Genomic DNA, 14,773 nt, shown 5'->3' with positions numbered 1-14,773 from the left:
GGTGGCACGAGCACGCCACACCGCAGACGGGAGAGTCCCATGTACCAGGAGCTGTTCGTCTACCGCGTCCCGGAGAACCGCACCGACGACTTCGAGCGCGTGGTCGGCCAGGCCATCGAGGTGTTCCGCCGGCACGGCGCCCTCGGGGGCGAGCTGGTGCGCGTCACCGACGACACGGACAAGTTCGGCTGCCGGTCGATGGGCAACGCCCTCGGCATCGACGGCGACGAGGTGCTGTACGTGGAGGTCTCCTACTTCCACGACAAGGCGCACTACGAGCGCGTGTCCGCGTCCACCGACGCCGACCCGGAGGTCGTGGACCTGTTCGAGGTGCTGGTCAAGACCGTGGACATCCAGCACGTCGCCCGGTCCGAGTTCTCCTCCGCCGTCCGCAGCGTGGACCACGCCGCCATGGCCGCCCACGCCTCGATCTGATCCCGGAGCACCGATGTACGTCATCTGGTTCCTGCACCGCGTGCCCAGGGCGCGCGAGGAGGAGTTCCGGACGGTGGTGCACCAGGCGATCGAGGTGTTCCGCCGGCACGGGGCGATCGGCGGCACCGTGTTCGAGATGGCCGACCCGACGGCCAAGTACGGGTGCTCCGACATCGAGTCCTCGGTCGACGTCGCCGACGACGAGGTCCTCTACGCCGAACTGGCCTACTTCCACGACCGGGCCCACTACGACGAGGTCATGCCCCGCGTGGACGCCGACCCCGAGTTGATGGTGCTCTACCACGAGCTCGTCCGGACCGTCGACATCGGACGGGTCGTGCGGGCCGAGTTCAGCACCCTGTTCGACCTGTTCAACGAAGCGGAGCACGAGCGGTACCTCGCCGAGCCCCGCACCCACTGGGCCCCGGCGCCCGCCTAGGAGGAGATGACGGTGTCAACCGGTATGGACGAGAGGACCTCGGGCGGGGGTGGCACCGCTCCGACGTGGAGCCTGCGCGCGGCGTCCTGGCTGTCGGGGACGCAGTTCTTCGTCTTCGGCATCGCGATCGGCATCATGACGGTCGTCTGGGCGAAGGTCGTGACCGCCCTGAACCTCACCGACGGGGTGTTCGGCACCGCCCACCTGACGCTGCCCGTCGTGGGTCTGGTGACGCTGCTGTCGGCGAAGCGGCTGTACCGGCACTTCGACCACCGCGCGCTGGGCATCGCCGGCCAGGCCGCCATGATCGGGATGCTCCTCACCCTCGCGATCAGCACCAGCCTGCTCGGCCTCGTGGTCGCCTTCGTGCTGGCCGGTCTCGCCTCGGCGCTGATCGACACGGCGACCAACAGCGTGTTCATGGAGATCGAGAACCACGGCGGGCGCGACGTCATGAACGTCATGTACGCCATCAACAGCGGCGGCACCGTGATCAGCGCGCTCGGCGCGGGCGCGCTGATCAGCGCCGGCGTCGACTACCGGTGGGTGGTCACCGGCTCCGCGGTGCTGCTGCTGCCGGTCCTCGTGGCGTCGTTCCTGATCGCCTACCCGCCCGTCGACCGCGGCGCGGCGGCGGAGGAGGACCAGGGCGAGCAGGTCGGCACCAGGGTGCTGATGCGCAACCGGCTGTTCCGGATCGTGTTCATCATGACCGTCCTGGCCATCGCGGTGGAGAGCATCGTGCAGGTCTGGTCGGTCATCTACGTCGACCAGCTCCTCGACGCGCCCATCGTCGTGGGCGGCGCCGCGTTCGCGCTCTTCAGCCTCATGATGATGATCGGCAGGCTGATCAACGCGTGGATGGTGCGCAAGCTCGGCGTGCGCAGGTCGTTCCTCATCTCGGGCGGGGGCACCGCGGTGTCCGGTGTCGTCCTGGTCGTGGCACCGTCGGTGGCGCTGTCGGTGTTCGCGTTCGTCCTCATGGGCATCGCGATCGCCGGCGTCCAGCCCACCTGCCTGAGCGCGTCGGCCCGCGTGGCGCCCAGCCACACCGGCCTGGTCGCGGCCGCGATGATGCTGCCCGCGTACGGCGCGTTCATCGCCACCCCGACCGTCTACGGCTGGCTGGCCGACCTGACCAGCCTCAACACCGCGATGGTCCTGGTGCTGCTGAGCGGCCTGGGCATCGGCCTGCTGGCGCTGGACCGCGCGGTCGGCGAGGCCGACCGGGCGCCCGAGCCCGACGGGGAACCCACCACCGAACCCGCGACGCCCACCCCGGCGTCCGGCACCGCCTAGCGGTGCGCTCCTCCGGTCCCCTCCGAAAACGACGCACCAACCGATCGCGCCCGGCGCGATCACCGGAAGGAGAGAGCTCGTCATGAGCGAAACGACGACCACCCTGCTCGGGCAGGCGTCCCGGACCAGGCGCGAGGCGCGCCTGGAGCGGGTGCTGCCGGGCACCCCCGACGCCGTCTGGGCCGCCTGGACCGACCCGGCGCTGCTGCCGTCCTGGTTCGGCCCGGTGCTGGCCGGCGTCCCGGGCCCCGACCAGGAGTACGTGCTGGAGGGTCGGGGCGACCACGGCGACACGATCACCTGCCGCGTTCTCCAGTGGCGGGAGCCGGAGCTGCTGGAGCACACGTGGCGCTACATCGGCGAGTCCGCCGACTCGGTGCTGCGGGTGGAGATCAGCCCCGCTGGCGACGGCACCCTGCTGCGGTTGCGGCACGGCGACCTGCCGTCGGAGGTCGACCCGGCCGACTACTGCGCCGGCTGGCACATGTACACCGACGCGATGGAGGCGCGGCTCCAGGGCCGCGAGCCCGTGGCCGACTCCGACGCCCGGTGGCTGGAGCTGCTGCCCGCCTACTCCGCAGCGGCCGAGTGAGCACCGGGGAGAACGCGATCATGAGCACCTCGGGCACCTTCTCGGCGGAACCGGCCGTGGTCGTGCCGGACATCCTGCACTCCACCAAGGTCCGCGCCGCACCGGCGGCGGTCTTCGAGCTGCTGTCCAGCGGCGCCGGCTGGGACAGGTGGTTCACCGACGGGTCGAGCTTCGAGCCCAGGGTGGGCAGTCCCGTGCACCTGGTCTGGAAGGGCTGGACCGACGACGGGTCGGCGATGACCGACGAGGGCGAGGTCGTGGCGTGCGACCCGGGTGAGCGCTTCGCGTTCACCTGGGGCTCCCCGCCCTCGCTGGTCACCTTCACCACCGCGCCGCACGCCGAGGGCACGTGGCTCCAGGTGGTGGAGACCGACCTGCCGCAGACCGAGGCGGGGCTGCGGCGCTTCGCCGAGTGCGCCACGGGCTGGGGCGAGGCCCTGACCCTGGTGCGCTGCTACGCGGAGCACGGCATCCGACTGTCCACCTAGAACACCACGGAGGGGTTTGCGATGAACGGACACACCGGGCGGCGGCGGGTCGCCCTGGTCACGGGCGCGAGCACCGGGCTGGGGGAGACGCTGGCCGAGTTCCTGGCCGGACAGGGCTGGGCCGTGGTGCTGACCGCGCGGACGGCGGCCGACCTCGACGTCGTCGCCGAGCGGCTGCGCGGTCGCGGCGCCGAGGTCGTGGCGCTGCCCGGTGATGTCGGCGACCACGGGCACCGGGAGCGCCTGGCCGCCGCCGCGGCCGGCCTGGGTGGCCTGGACTGGCTGGTCAACAACGCCTCCGTGATGGGGGTCAGCCCGATCCGGCCGCTGCTGGACCACCCGCTGGACTCGTTCGACCTGGTGCTGCGCACCAACGTCACGGCGCCGGTGGCGCTGGCCCAACTGGCGATGCCGCTGCTGGTCGAGTCCGGCGGCCTGGTGGTGAACCTGTCCAGCGAGGCCGCGGTGGAGGTGTTCCCGTGCGCGGGTGTCTACGGCGCCAGCAAGGCGGCGCTGGACCAGGCTTCGCGCATCATGGCGGCGGAGATCGCCGACAGCGGCGCGGGCGTGGTGTTCGTCGACCCGGGCGGCATCCGCACCCGCGGCTACGAGCAGGCCGAGCCGGGTTTCGACCTGTCCGGCGTGCCGTACCCGGACGTGACGCTGCCGTTCTGGACCTGGCTGCTGGACCGGAAGGCGGTCGAGGTCAACGGCTGCCGCTACCTGGCGCAGCAGTTGGGCTGGACCGTCGCCGAGGCGGTCTGACGTGGCTCGCGGACCGGTTGCCGCGAAGCCGCCGTACGGCGGGATCGCGGGCGTGTACGACCGGTGGATGGCGGCGGACCGCATCCCCTACGAGGAGTGGTTCGCCTTCACCTCCCGGCGGTTCGCCGAGGCGGGCCGCGAGGTCCGCTCGGTGGTGGACATCTGCTGCGGCACCGGCGTGACCGTGCGGCGGTTGCAGGAGCAGGGGTTCGGGGTGACCGGGGTGGACGCGTCGCCGGAGATGCTCGACATCGCCCGGCGACGCGCCGCACCCGGTACGGAGCTGGTCGAGCTGGTGCTCCCCGACGAGCGGCTGGCCCGGCTGGGCCGGTTCGACGCGGCCCTGATGTGCTTCGACGGCGCGAACTACCTCACCGGTGAGGACGCGCTGGCCAGGACGCTGGGCCACATCGCGACGGCCCTGGAGCCCGGCGGGGTCGTGGTGTTCGACCTGAGCACCCGGCTGAGCTTCGAGGCCATCGCGGCGATGGGCGAGTTCGGCGAGCGGTTCGACGACTTCGGCTACACCTGGGACACCCGCCACGAGCCCGGTTCGGCGCACTACGAGTACCTGGTGACCCTGACCGACCCGGAGGGTCGTGAGGTGGCGCGCGAGCGCCACCCGCAGCGGTGGTTCGACCGGGACGAGGTGGAGGCGGCGCTGACCGCGGCGGGCTTCACCGGGATCGCCGTCCACGACAACTACGGCAAGCAGGCCGCGGGACCGCGCACGAGGCGCGACACCTGGAGTGCTCGCCTTCCCTGAGCGGTGGCGGCAGTGCTTCCGCCGTCACCGGCTCCGATGCCCCGCCCGCCAGGACCGGACGGGGCATCGAGCCGCGCTCATGGCCTCGCGCGCTCATGGCCTCGCGCGCTTACGGCTTCACAGCCCGCCGCCTTGCACGCCCGCCGCCTTGCGCACCCATCGCCTCGCGCCCGCCGCCTTACACCCCTACCGCCCGGCGCGGCCGGGTGAGCGCGCCGGCCAGCGCCCGCTGCACCGCCGGCGTGTCCTCGCGCAGGTAGAAGTGCCCGCCGGGGAACAGCCGGACGTCCACCGGCTCGGTGGTGTGCGCCCCCCACGCGCGCAGGTCGGCCTCGGAGATCCCGTCGTCACGGCCCGCGAACACGGTCAGCGGCACGGGCACCGGCGGACCGGGCCGCCACGCGTAGGTCTCCAGCACGCGGTAGTCGGCGCGCAGCGCGTTGGCGGTCAGCGCGCGCAGCGCGGGGCTGGTCAACACCTCGGGCGGCAGGCCTCCGTGGCGGCGCGCCACCTCGGCCACCAGCTCCTGGGTGGGCAGGTCGTGCACCGGGGCGGTCACCCGCACCCGCGAGGGCGCGGGGAACGCCGACACCACGACGTGCCCCGGTGGCGCCTCGCCCGCCTCCCACAGCACCCGGCTCACCTCGTGCGCCACCAGCGCGCCCAGGCTGTGGCCGAAGAACGCGTACGGACCGGTGACGCCGAACGGCACGGCCCGCACCAGCGCGGCCACCAGCGAGTCCAGGTCGGTCAGCGGCGGTTCGGCAGGCCGGGCACCGCGGCCGGGCAGGTGCACGGCGTGCACCTCGAACGCGGGCAGCGCGGCACCCCACCGCACGTACTCGGCGGCCGAACCGCCGCCGTGCGGGAAGCAGTACAGCCGGGGCGCGCCCGGCCTGGCCGGGCCGGGCACCAGCCACCGCGACGTGACCGCTCCGGACACGCAGCCTCCTCCGGCTCGGGGATGACTCAACTATTCACCACCTAGGTGGAGGAATGGCTCAGCTTTCGGTCAACTGACTGACCAGCAAGAACGTTGCGACCGAACCTTTCCAAGTGGGATTTCGCGAGGTGGCGAGGCGGGCGTGAATTGACCATGGCTAATGCAACTGATAGCAAATTGGCACCGCAGTGGACCGATCTGGACCTATGTGGACTATGAGGAGGTGCCATGTTCCAACGCGCAACCGTGCTGACCGCAGCCGCCGCGCTGCTCGTGCCGGTCGTCGTGGCCGCGGTGCCCGCGAGCGCCGCGGGTGACCGGCACGGGCCCGGCCGGACGGCCGTCGAAGTGGTCGCGAGCGGCTTGGACACACCACGAGGGCTCACCTGGGACGCCTGGGGCAACCGGGTGCTCGTCACCGAGGCGGGGCGCGGCGGCCCCGCGCCGTGCGCACCCGGGGTGGGCGACTACCCGGCGTGCTTCGGCCTCACCGGTGCCGTCACCGCGTACTCGCCGCGCTCCGGCCGCGCCACCCGCATCGCCGAGGGCCTGCCGTCGGTCATCAACGAGTTCTCCGTGCTGGGCCTGCACGACGTGGCCGTGGACCGCGGCCGCGTCCTGGTGGTGTTCGGCCTGGGCGGGCGCATGTCCACCCGGGACGGCCTGGGCGCCGAGGCCCGCGGCCTCGGGCAGACCGGCGTCGTCACGCCCGGCGGCGACCTCGTGCCGCGCGGCGACCTGCTGGCGTTCGAGCAGACCCACAACCCGCACAAGGCCGACGTCAACACCAACGCCTACGGGATCGTCCCCGTGCCCGGTGGCGCGCTGGTGGCGGAGGCGGGCGGCAACAACATCCTGTTCGCGGGCGACGACGGGACCGTCCGCATGGTCGCCCTGCTGCCCGACCAGGTCATCGGCGACACCGTGGTGGAGTCCGTGCCCAGCGCCATCACCCGAGGCCCCGACGGCGCGTTCTACATCAGCGAGTACAGCGGCGAACCGACCCGCATCGGCGCGGCCCGGGTCTGGCGACTCGTTCCCGGGCGCACGCCCACCGTCGTGGCGCGGGGGTTCACCGGCATCATCGACATGACCTTCGACAACCGGGGAAGGATGCTCATCCTGGAACTGGCCGAGAAGGGCTTCGACTCGCCGGACCGCACGGGCCGCCTGATCCGCGTCGAGCGCGACGGCACCCGAACCGTCCTGGCCCGCGAGGGCCTGGAGCACCCGGGCGGCGTGGCGGTCGCGCCCAACGGCGACATCTACCTCACCAACCGCACCACCGGCATGGGCGACAACTCGGGGCAGCTGCTGCGCCTGCGCGCCACCCGCTGACCGCGGTGGGCGTCTGCCTCCCCCAGCACGACACCGAGCGTGCTGCGCGACCAGCGCCCACCCGCACACCCCGAAGCGGGGCGCCGCACCGGCGCCCCGCTTCCGCACGAGCCCGGGTCGGCAGGGTCGCGGTACCGGCGCTGCGCACCACCGCGTTCCAGCGGGGTTCGTGGTTGAGGCTCTTCGCGCGCCGGCGGTCAGCGGGACGTGGTGTTCCGGTCAAGCGCCGTTCGCCAGAAGGCAGCGGCGCTTGCACTTCCACGGATCAACTTCCAGCCGGTCGCCAGTGCTCGTCGCACGCCGCCAGGTGTTGTCGTCCGCGGTTGCGCTACGCACCGTCCTGGAAAGCCACCGGGCTATTGGGGGAAGCTCAGGCCACGGGATCGGGTGGTGGCCTGTGTCCCCGGCCTCGGCGACCACGCCGAGCAGTTCGGTGAATCCCTCGACGGACTCGGCGGTGCGCCGTCGGGCGACCGGACCGCCGTGCTCGTCGACGAGTGCGACGTCGTGGTGCTCGCCTGCCCAGCCGATACCGCACCCGATCATCCACAACGTTCTCCGCGAAGGTCGACGGAGGACATCACCGCGTCGACTCGGCCGGCGCGTCACCGCGCCGACACGACCAGGCGGCTGCCTCGCGCGGGTACCAGGGTGACGTTGTGCGCGCGCTGCCGCTCGCGGCGTGGCCGGTCCGGCGCCAGGTGGTGGTGGCGCAACACCTCGCGCAGCACGATGGTGGCCTCCATCAGGGCGAACCCCGCGCCCAGGCAGCGCCTCACCCCGCCGCCGAACGGTATCCACGTGTTCGCTGCCGGCTGTCCGGAGAGGAAGCGGTCCGGGTGGAACCGGTCGGGGGTCGGGTGGTGGGCGGCGTCGGCGTGCACCAGCCCGATGGCCGGCAGCACGGTGATCCCGGCGGGCAGCTGGCGGCCACCGATGTCCAGCGGCTCGGTCAGCTGCCTGGCTATCTCGTGCACCACGGGCTTGAGCCGCAAGGATTCCCTGACCACTGCCGTGAGGTGGGCGTCGTCACCGAGGTCGGCGGCCTGCTGCGCGGTGCGCAGTTCCGCCGGGTCGCGCGCGAGGTCGTGCAGCGACCACGCCAGCGCGGTCGCCGTGGTCTCGTGCCCCGCCAGCAGCAGGGTGACCATCTGGTCGCGCAGCTCCTCGTCGGTGAACCCGTCCTCCTCGTCGGCGGTGGCCCGCAGCAGGTGCGACAGCACGTCCACGCGCTCGGTGAGGTCGCCCTCGCGGCGGCGTTCGACGATCTCGGCCTGGAGGAGCTCGTGCAGCTCCCGCTGGGCGCGGGCGTACCGGCGCCACGGGTCCACCCGGCGCAACGCGTGGAACGGCAGGCCCAGCAAGGTGACCGGGCCGATGTCCGCGATCGTGCGCACGAGTGGGCGCAGGGCGGCCAGCTTCGCCGCGTCGGTCACGCCGAACACCACCTGGAGGATCACCTCCAGGGTGACCGCCTGCATCCGCCGGTGCACGGGGAAGGCGGTTGTCCGCGGCCACCGGACGACCTCCGCGCGTGCCAGGTCCGCCACCAGCGCCTCGTACCCTCGCAGCGCCGCACCGCTGAACGCGGGCACCAGCAGCCTACGAGCGCGCCGGTGCTCGTCGCCGTCGGCGAGCAGGATCGACCGCATGCCCAGCGCCGGCCCCATGATCCCGTTGCCCTTCCCGGCGTGCGCGACCTCGGGAGAGGCGGCGAACACCTGGCGGATGTCGTCCGGATCGCAGATCACCACCATGTGCCGGGGCGGTGCGGTGAGCCGCAGGGCGAACGCGTCGCCGTACCGCCGCCGCAGCAGCGGGAACAGCCGGTGCCGGTAGCGCGAGTACAGGACCGTCTGCACCGACGCGGGCAACCGGGGACCCGGTGGTATCCCGGTTCCGGGTGAACGCGATCGCCCTGCGGTGTTCGGCATGGGAACCCCCTCGGTACGCGAACGGCAAGACGGCCGGAAGCGGGATGACGGGTGCGTATGTGTTTTCACGGTAGCAGCACGGGAATGGTCCGGAAGGGGGAAGTGGTGCTCCGCGTGATCGGCGGGGGCCGTTTTCGGTGTTAACCTGAGGGCGCCAGAATTATTCCGGGCGGGGGATACATGCTGGAATTGAACGGCGCAGTCGGAATTCTCACCGGAGCATCACGCGGCATCGGCCCGGTGATCGCCGACCACCTGTCACGGGCCGGTGTCCGGCTGGCGCTGGTGGCTCGCTCGGAGGACGGCTTGCGAGAGACGGCGTCGGTGATCGCGCGCCGCGGTCCCGAGCCGCTCGTGGTGCCGGCCGACGTGTCCGACGAAGGCGCGCAGCGTCGCGTCGTGGACGTGGTGCGCGCCGAACTCGGTCCGCCCGCCCTGCTCGTCAACAATGCCGCCCTGGAGCGCGTCGGCAGGTTCCAGGAGATCCCGGTCGAGGAGATCCGGCGGATTCTCATGGTCAACCTGTTCGGCGTGGAGGCGCTCACCAGGCTGGTCCTGCCGCACCTGCTGGCCGCCGGTCGCGGCCAGGTGGTGAACATCGGCTCGGTTGCCGGGCGCGTGCCCTATCCCTACGGTGTGGTCAACTCCTCGACCAAGCACGGCCTGACCGGCTTCACCTGGTCGCTGCACGAGGAGCTGCGCGGAACGGGCGTCGGGGTTTCCGTCGTGCACCCGACCGCGGTCTCCGACGTCGGCATCTCCGCGCGCTGGCCGGTGCGCCGCCCGGCCCTGCTCGGTGGGGTCGGGCCCGATGACGTGGCTCGTGCGGTGCTGCGCTGCGCGCGGGAGAACAGGGTCGAGATCACCGTCGCGCCGGTGGTGGAACGGGTCGCCGACGTGGTCAGCGCGATATCGCCGAGGTTGACCTCCTGGGTCATGCGGAAAACCGGTGTTCGCGACTTCCTGCGCGAGGTCGCGAACCGGGGTTGACACCGGTTGCCGCGCGTCCGGGGCTCTCGACTCAGCCCGGTGGGGTCGGGAGCTCGCCCTCCTGCCGCCGCGCCGCTTCCTGCGCCGCCGCGCGAGCCAGCTCGCGTCGGCCCACCTGGAGCCGGGACATGATCGGCAGGAACACCTCGCGCAGGAACGCCTTGCGGTCGATGCCCACGGCCCGCATCACCCGCACCCTGCTCTCGTAGTCGGGGACCAGGTCGTAAGCGGGCATGGTGAACCGGGAGAACACGTGGTGGAGGTCCGAGATGGTGCCCGCCCGGTCCTCGGCCAGGCAGCTGCCGATGACGTCCAGGTAGAAGCCGCCGTGCGCCGCCTCGTCACGGGAGATGAACCGGTAGATGGAGGTGAGCAGCTCGTCGCCGGAACTGCGGGTGGCCAGCATCTGCTTGCGGTAGATCATCCAGGTCGTCTTCTCCTGGAGGGCGCCGTAGCAGACCATCTGGCGGATGGTGCCGAACGGCAGCGTCCACCGCTTGCGCAGGACGTCGGCTTCGAAGTCGATCATCTGGTCCATCGTGCGCCGACCGGTGCGCACCAGGTACTCCCTCAGCGCCAAGGCGTGCTTGGCCTCCTCGTAGCCCCAGTTGACGTGCCACCACGCCTGGCCGAAGGATTCGCGGACCAGGTTCAGCCCCTCCGCGACGTAGTCGGGCATGTAGGACTCCACCGCGCAGAACGTCTCCGCGCACAGCACCGCGTCGGCGGTGGGCTCGACCTTCCCGGCCAGGTCCCAGTCGATGTCGTCGAACACGCGCCAGCGGCGCTTGCGCTCGGCGGTCTCGAAGAACTCCATGTACTTCCGGTAGAGCTCCTTCTCGCTGAGGTAGCTCACGGGGTGCTCCTTCGTTCGAGGCAGAACTGGCCGAGGCTCTGGTACCGCTTGGCGAACGCGAGGACGCAGACCGACAGGTAGCGCTCGTGGTCCAGGAACGTCCGGTCGCCCCACCGCCGCCGCACCAGCCGCTCGTTCGCCCGCAGCCGCCGCAGCCACTCCGCGCAGGTCCGCCGGTAGTGCTCGCGCCGGGTGCGCACGCCGACGACCTCCCAGTACGGCTCGGCGGTGGCCAGCACGTCCTCCAGCCGCGGGCTCATGCCGCCCGGGAAGATCGAGTTGGTCACCCAGCGCAGCTCGGCGAGGTCGGCGCGGTCGCGGGGCACGCGGTCGCGCAGGATCACCTGGAGCGCGAACCTGGCGCCGGGCCTGGTCCAGCGGTGCGCCCGGCGGAAGAAGTCCCGGTAGATCGCCAGGTTGGCGCCGGACCACACGTCGGCGGGTCGGGCGATGTGCTCCATCATGCCGATCGAGATCACCGCGTCGAACGGCTCGGCGGGTGTGAAGTCCCGGTAGTCGCACAGCTCGACCGTCGCACCGGGGATCGCCCGTTCCCGGACCGCGCCGAACTGGGCCGGGCTCAGCGTGATGCCGTGCAGCCGCCGCACGCCCCGCTCGGCGGCCTGGTGGGCCAGGTTCGCCCCCCAGCCGCAGCCGACGTCCAGCACGGCGGTGTCGGGCCCGGTGCCCGCCAGGTCTCCGAGGTAGGACAACTTCCGCCGCTGCGCGGTCTCCAGGTCGTCCCCGTCCTCCCAGAGCGCGCACGAGTAGTTGCGCTCCTCGTCCAACCACAGCGCGAAGAACTCGTTGCCGACGTCGTAGCTGACCTCGATGTCGGCCTGGGTGGACATCAGGGCACCTCGGCCTGCGCGCGGACCACCAGCCGGGTGAGGTCCGCGACGGACTCCACGCCGGACAGCTCGTCGTCGGACATGGTCAGGTCGAAGCGCTCCTCCAGGCGTGCCACCAGTTCCAGCATCTGCACGCTGTCGATGCCCACCTCGGTGATGTGCGCTTCCGGCCGCAGTCGCGCCGGGTCGAGGTGCGGCGCCATGGCGGTGGCCTCGGCGCGGATCGCCTCCAGGATGTCGTCGTCGGTAGCTGCCATCGGGTCGTGCGCCTCCCGGTGTCGTCGCTGCGGGTGTCGTCGGTGGTGGGTCGTTGTCAGTCGACGCGGTGCAGCGTCAACCGGGTCAACGTCAGGTGGCTGTCCTCGAATGCCTGCGCGCAGGTCCGCAACAGGTCCTCGTGCTCGCCGTCGATCGCCGGCCCGGTGGCGCGCAACCGGTGGAGCCACGCGTGGACGGTGCGCACGGCGTCGCGCCGGTGCGTGTCGACGGTCCGGACCTCCCAGGCGCCGCCGCACGCCTTGACGATCTCCTCCGTGCGCCAGCACAGGCTCCACAGCGGTAGCGCGCGGCTCACGCGGGCCAGCGCGAGGGCCGGACCGGGACGCCGCGGCAGCCGGTTGGCGGTGGTCGTGTGCACCGCGAAGACGGCGCCGGGAGCCGCGAGCCGGTGCACGGAGCGGAAGAACGCCCGCAGCAGGGCCAGGTGCTCGCCCCGGTCCCGTTGCCGCGGCGTAGCCAGGTGCTCCAGGCCGTGAACGCTGACCACCGCGTCGAACGCCGCGTCGGCCGGCGCGCTCCGGAGCGCTTCCGCCACCGCTGGACCACCCAGGTCGAGCACCCGGCTGTCCGGCCCCACCCCGGCGGCGTCGCGGGTCAGCCGGGCCGTGCGCGCCGCGGCGCCGTCCAGGTCGTCGCCCTCCGCCCACAGCGCGCAGACCAGGCCGCCCGGCGGGGCGATGCGGCCGAGGGCGTCGGCGATCCCCGTCGTCACGACCCGCTCACCAGCCCGCCCTCGTCCAGCAGGTCCGCCGTGCGCGACCGCCGCAGCTTGCCGGAGCTGGTCTTCGGCAGGTCACCGCGCACCACGACCACGTCGCGCAGCGGCAGCCCGATCCGGCGGCTGACCGCGTTCCTGACCTCGGTCGCCAGGGTGTCGCGATCCACTTCGCGCGAGGTGGCGACGGCGAGCCGGACGCCTTCGGTGTCGCCGTCGCGGACCGCGAGCGCGGCGACGTTGCCCAGCCGTACGCCGGGCACCTCGCTCGCCGCCCGCTCGATGTCGTGGGGGTGGTAGTTGACGCCGTTGACCACGATGAGGTCCTTCACCCGCCCCGTCACGTACAGCAGGCCCTCGTGCAGGAGCCCGTGGTCCCCGGTGTGCAGCCAGCCGTCGCGCCAGGCGCGGGCGGTGCCCTCCGGGTCGCCGTGGTAGCCGTCGGCCAGGCTCGGTCCGCGCACCACGATCTCGCCCTCCTCCCCGTCCGGGCGCGGTTCGCCCGCGGGGCCCACGACGCGCACCTCCGCGCCCTCGACCGGCGGTCCGCAGGACACCAGGTCGACGACCCTGCTGCCGGCGCTCGTGGGCGGTGCCGCCCTGCCGCGCCGCGCCAGGACCCCGGCGTCCGCGGTGAGGGTCGTGACACCGCTGTCGCGCGGGGTGAGCGCCACCGCCAGGGTCGACTCCGCCAGGCCGTAGGAGGGCATGAAAGCCGTGCGGCGGAACCCGGCGCCGGCGAACCGGTCCGCGAACGCCGCGAGCGTGTCCGCGTGCACCGGTTCCGCGCCGCACCCGGCGACCCGCCACCGCGACAGGTCGAGCGCGCCGAGGTCGGCGTTCGCGGCGCGCCTGGCGACCAGGCCGTAGGCGAAGTTGGGCGCGAACGCGATCGACGCGCCGACCTCGCTCATCAACCGGGGCCAGGACAACGGGTCGCGGGCGAAGCGCAGCGGAGGCAGGTACCAGGTCGGCACCTGGTCCAGCAGCGGCACCAGGAGGAACCCCACCAGGCCCATGTCGTGGTACATCGGCAGCCAGCTCACCGCGCGGTCGTGGTCACCGTCGGTGGCCAGCACGCCGCGGATGGCACGCGCGTTGGCCAGCAGCGCGCGGTGGCTGATCGTCACGGCCTTCGGCGTCCCGGTGCTGCCGCTGGAGAACTGGAGGAACGCCGCGTCTTCCGGGCGCGGCGCGTGGACCGGGCCGGGCGGGGCGCCCGCCAGGTCCTGGGGGGTGTGCACCGGGACCCCGCCGAGCGCGCCCTCGACGAACTCGCGCAGCGCTGCGCCGACCACGCAGCAGACCGCCGCCACTGCGGCGCGGGAGCGGCGGAGGTCGGCGGGGTAGGACTCCAGCTGGCCGATCCGGTAGGGCGGGTAGACGGGTACCGCCACCACCCCGGCGCGCAACGCGGACAGGAACAGCAGGGCGAACTCGCGTTCGTCCGCGACGACCAGCACGACGCGGTCGCCGCGCCGGACGCCCAGGCCGGCCCAGCGCGCCGCGAGGTCGCAGGTGAGCGCGCCCAACTCCGCGAAGTCGATCCGGTGTTCCCGGTCGCCGCCGGTGAAGGACAGCCCGCGGCCGTCCTGGTCGAGCCCGGCGAGGACGTCGGCGAAGGTGGTGTCCGGCTCCGAGGCGGGCGCTGCGTGGTCGGGCGCCGAGTGGTCGGGCGCTGCGTGGTCGGGCAAAGCTCATCCCCCCGGTGTCTGCCGCGACGCGGATCGACGGCACGCGGCTCCCACCGGCGCGGCCGTGCCCGAAAACGCCGGTATTCCACGTCGAGGCTCCGGTCGAATCATTGATCGCGGCTTTGTGGTGGCGTCCTGGTAAATGTGAAAGACGCTTGCCGGTCCACCGGGACGCTAGCACGGAGGGGTGCACCTCACAAGAACACGAAAGCACCATTGTGTGTCCAGGAGGTCGCGGTACCCTGCGATGGGGGCTGCACGGACGTGGGGGTGCACCTGCCGGATTCCGCGAGTACGGAAACAGCTGCGAAACTCTTGCCGTCCCGGTCAAAGCCGTTAGTCGAATGAAAGGGGAATACTTCCATGACCGGGAGCACCGTGCCCGGCGC

The 14,773-nt window shown here is 72.4% G+C and carries 17 protein-coding genes; 9 read left to right on the top strand and 8 right to left on the bottom strand.

What is annotated here, in order from left to right; genetic code table 11:
* Window positions 1–39: 39 nt before the first annotated feature.
* The 7 genes from Q5530_RS12780 to Q5530_RS12750 all read left to right on the top strand — a co-directional run bounded on the left by Q5530_RS12780 (window position 40) and on the right by Q5530_RS12750 (window position 4,784).
* The gene (locus tag Q5530_RS12780; RefSeq protein WP_415362397.1) at window positions 40–435 is read left to right on the top strand and encodes a DUF1428 family protein; all 396 of its coding nucleotides are present in this window, start codon (window positions 40–42) and stop codon (window positions 433–435) included.
* Between the two features lie 13 nt (window positions 436–448).
* The gene (locus Q5530_RS12775) at window positions 449–874 is read left to right on the top strand and encodes a DUF1428 family protein (protein ID WP_415362396.1); all 426 of its coding nucleotides are present in this window, start codon (window positions 449–451) and stop codon (window positions 872–874) included.
* 24 nt (window positions 875–898) lie between these two features.
* Window positions 899–2,173 carry an MFS transporter gene (locus Q5530_RS12770; RefSeq protein ID WP_415362395.1) on the top strand — a complete coding sequence of 425 codons (1,275 nt, stop codon included), beginning with the start codon at window positions 899–901 and terminating at the stop codon, window positions 2,171–2,173.
* An 82-nt stretch (window positions 2,174–2,255) separates the two neighbouring features.
* A complete protein-coding gene (locus Q5530_RS12765; RefSeq protein WP_415362394.1) occupies window positions 2,256–2,765 on the top strand; it encodes an SRPBCC family protein in 510 nt (169 codons plus the stop codon).
* 20 nt (window positions 2,766–2,785) lie between these two features.
* A complete protein-coding gene (locus Q5530_RS12760; RefSeq protein WP_380639713.1) occupies window positions 2,786–3,253 on the top strand; it encodes an SRPBCC family protein in 468 nt (155 codons plus the stop codon).
* 21 nt (window positions 3,254–3,274) lie between these two features.
* Entirely contained in the window at window positions 3,275–4,018 is a 744-nt protein-coding gene (locus Q5530_RS12755; protein WP_415362393.1) for an SDR family NAD(P)-dependent oxidoreductase, read from the top strand.
* 1 nt (window position 4,019) lies between these two features.
* Complete coding sequence (locus Q5530_RS12750; protein WP_415362392.1) at window positions 4,020–4,784, top strand: class I SAM-dependent DNA methyltransferase; 765 nt, start codon at window positions 4,020–4,022, stop codon at window positions 4,782–4,784.
* A gap of 178 nt (window positions 4,785–4,962) precedes the next feature.
* Here Q5530_RS12750 and Q5530_RS12745 read toward each other — a convergent pair whose 3' ends face one another.
* Window positions 4,963–5,727 carry a thioesterase II family protein gene (locus Q5530_RS12745; RefSeq protein ID WP_415362391.1) on the bottom strand — a complete coding sequence of 255 codons (765 nt, stop codon included), beginning with the start codon at window positions 5,725–5,727 and terminating at the stop codon, window positions 4,963–4,965.
* A gap of 228 nt (window positions 5,728–5,955) precedes the next feature.
* On the opposite strand from Q5530_RS12745, the gene Q5530_RS12740 reads away from it, so the two are divergent.
* Window positions 5,956–7,065 carry a ScyD/ScyE family protein gene (locus Q5530_RS12740; RefSeq protein ID WP_415362390.1) on the top strand — a complete coding sequence of 370 codons (1,110 nt, stop codon included), beginning with the start codon at window positions 5,956–5,958 and terminating at the stop codon, window positions 7,063–7,065.
* Between the two features lie 219 nt (window positions 7,066–7,284).
* Here the strand turns inward: Q5530_RS12740 and Q5530_RS12735 are convergent, their stop codons facing one another.
* Window positions 7,285–7,617, bottom strand: a complete 333-nt coding sequence (locus Q5530_RS12735) for a hypothetical protein (protein WP_415362389.1) — start codon at window positions 7,615–7,617, stop codon at window positions 7,285–7,287.
* Window positions 7,618–7,670: 53 nt separating this feature from the next.
* Entirely contained in the window at window positions 7,671–8,999 is a 1,329-nt protein-coding gene (locus tag Q5530_RS12730; protein ID WP_415362388.1) for a cytochrome P450, read from the bottom strand.
* Window positions 9,000–9,179: 180 nt separating this feature from the next.
* Here Q5530_RS12730 and Q5530_RS12725 point away from each other — a divergent pair, with 180 nt between their 5' ends.
* Window positions 9,180–9,989, top strand: a complete 810-nt coding sequence (locus Q5530_RS12725; RefSeq protein WP_415362387.1) for an SDR family NAD(P)-dependent oxidoreductase — start codon at window positions 9,180–9,182, stop codon at window positions 9,987–9,989.
* Window positions 9,990–10,020: 31 nt separating this feature from the next.
* On the opposite strand, the gene Q5530_RS12720 is transcribed toward Q5530_RS12725, so the two are convergent.
* Genes Q5530_RS12720 through Q5530_RS12700 form a run of 5 tightly spaced genes read right to left on the bottom strand, consistent with a single transcriptional unit; the run spans window position 10,021 to window position 14,384 of the window.
* The gene (locus tag Q5530_RS12720) at window positions 10,021–10,845 is read right to left on the bottom strand and encodes an acyl-ACP desaturase (protein ID WP_415362386.1); all 825 of its coding nucleotides are present in this window, start codon (window positions 10,843–10,845) and stop codon (window positions 10,021–10,023) included.
* On the bottom strand, window positions 10,842–11,696 hold the full coding sequence (locus Q5530_RS12715; protein ID WP_415362385.1) for a class I SAM-dependent methyltransferase: 855 nt from the start codon (window positions 11,694–11,696) through the stop codon (window positions 10,842–10,844). The genes Q5530_RS12720 and Q5530_RS12715 overlap by 4 nt, the downstream gene beginning before the upstream one ends.
* Entirely contained in the window at window positions 11,696–11,953 is a 258-nt protein-coding gene (locus tag Q5530_RS12710) for an acyl carrier protein (RefSeq protein ID WP_380639735.1), read from the bottom strand. The genes Q5530_RS12715 and Q5530_RS12710 overlap by 1 nt, the downstream gene beginning before the upstream one ends.
* A gap of 56 nt (window positions 11,954–12,009) precedes the next feature.
* Window positions 12,010–12,687, bottom strand: a complete 678-nt coding sequence (locus tag Q5530_RS12705) for a hypothetical protein (RefSeq protein ID WP_415362384.1) — start codon at window positions 12,685–12,687, stop codon at window positions 12,010–12,012.
* Window positions 12,684–14,384, bottom strand: coding sequence for a fatty acyl-AMP ligase (locus Q5530_RS12700; protein ID WP_415362383.1), 1,701 nt, complete (start codon window positions 14,382–14,384; stop codon window positions 12,684–12,686). The genes Q5530_RS12705 and Q5530_RS12700 overlap by 4 nt, the downstream gene beginning before the upstream one ends.
* Window positions 14,385–14,773 lie beyond the last annotated feature (389 nt).

Source organism: Saccharothrix sp. BKS2 (assembly GCF_047689505.1).
Taxonomy (GTDB): Bacteria; Actinomycetota; Actinomycetes; order Mycobacteriales; family Pseudonocardiaceae; genus Actinosynnema; species Actinosynnema lopnurensis.
Note: the sequence above shows the minus strand (reverse complement) of the source record. Positions and strands in the feature narration are given on the sequence as shown.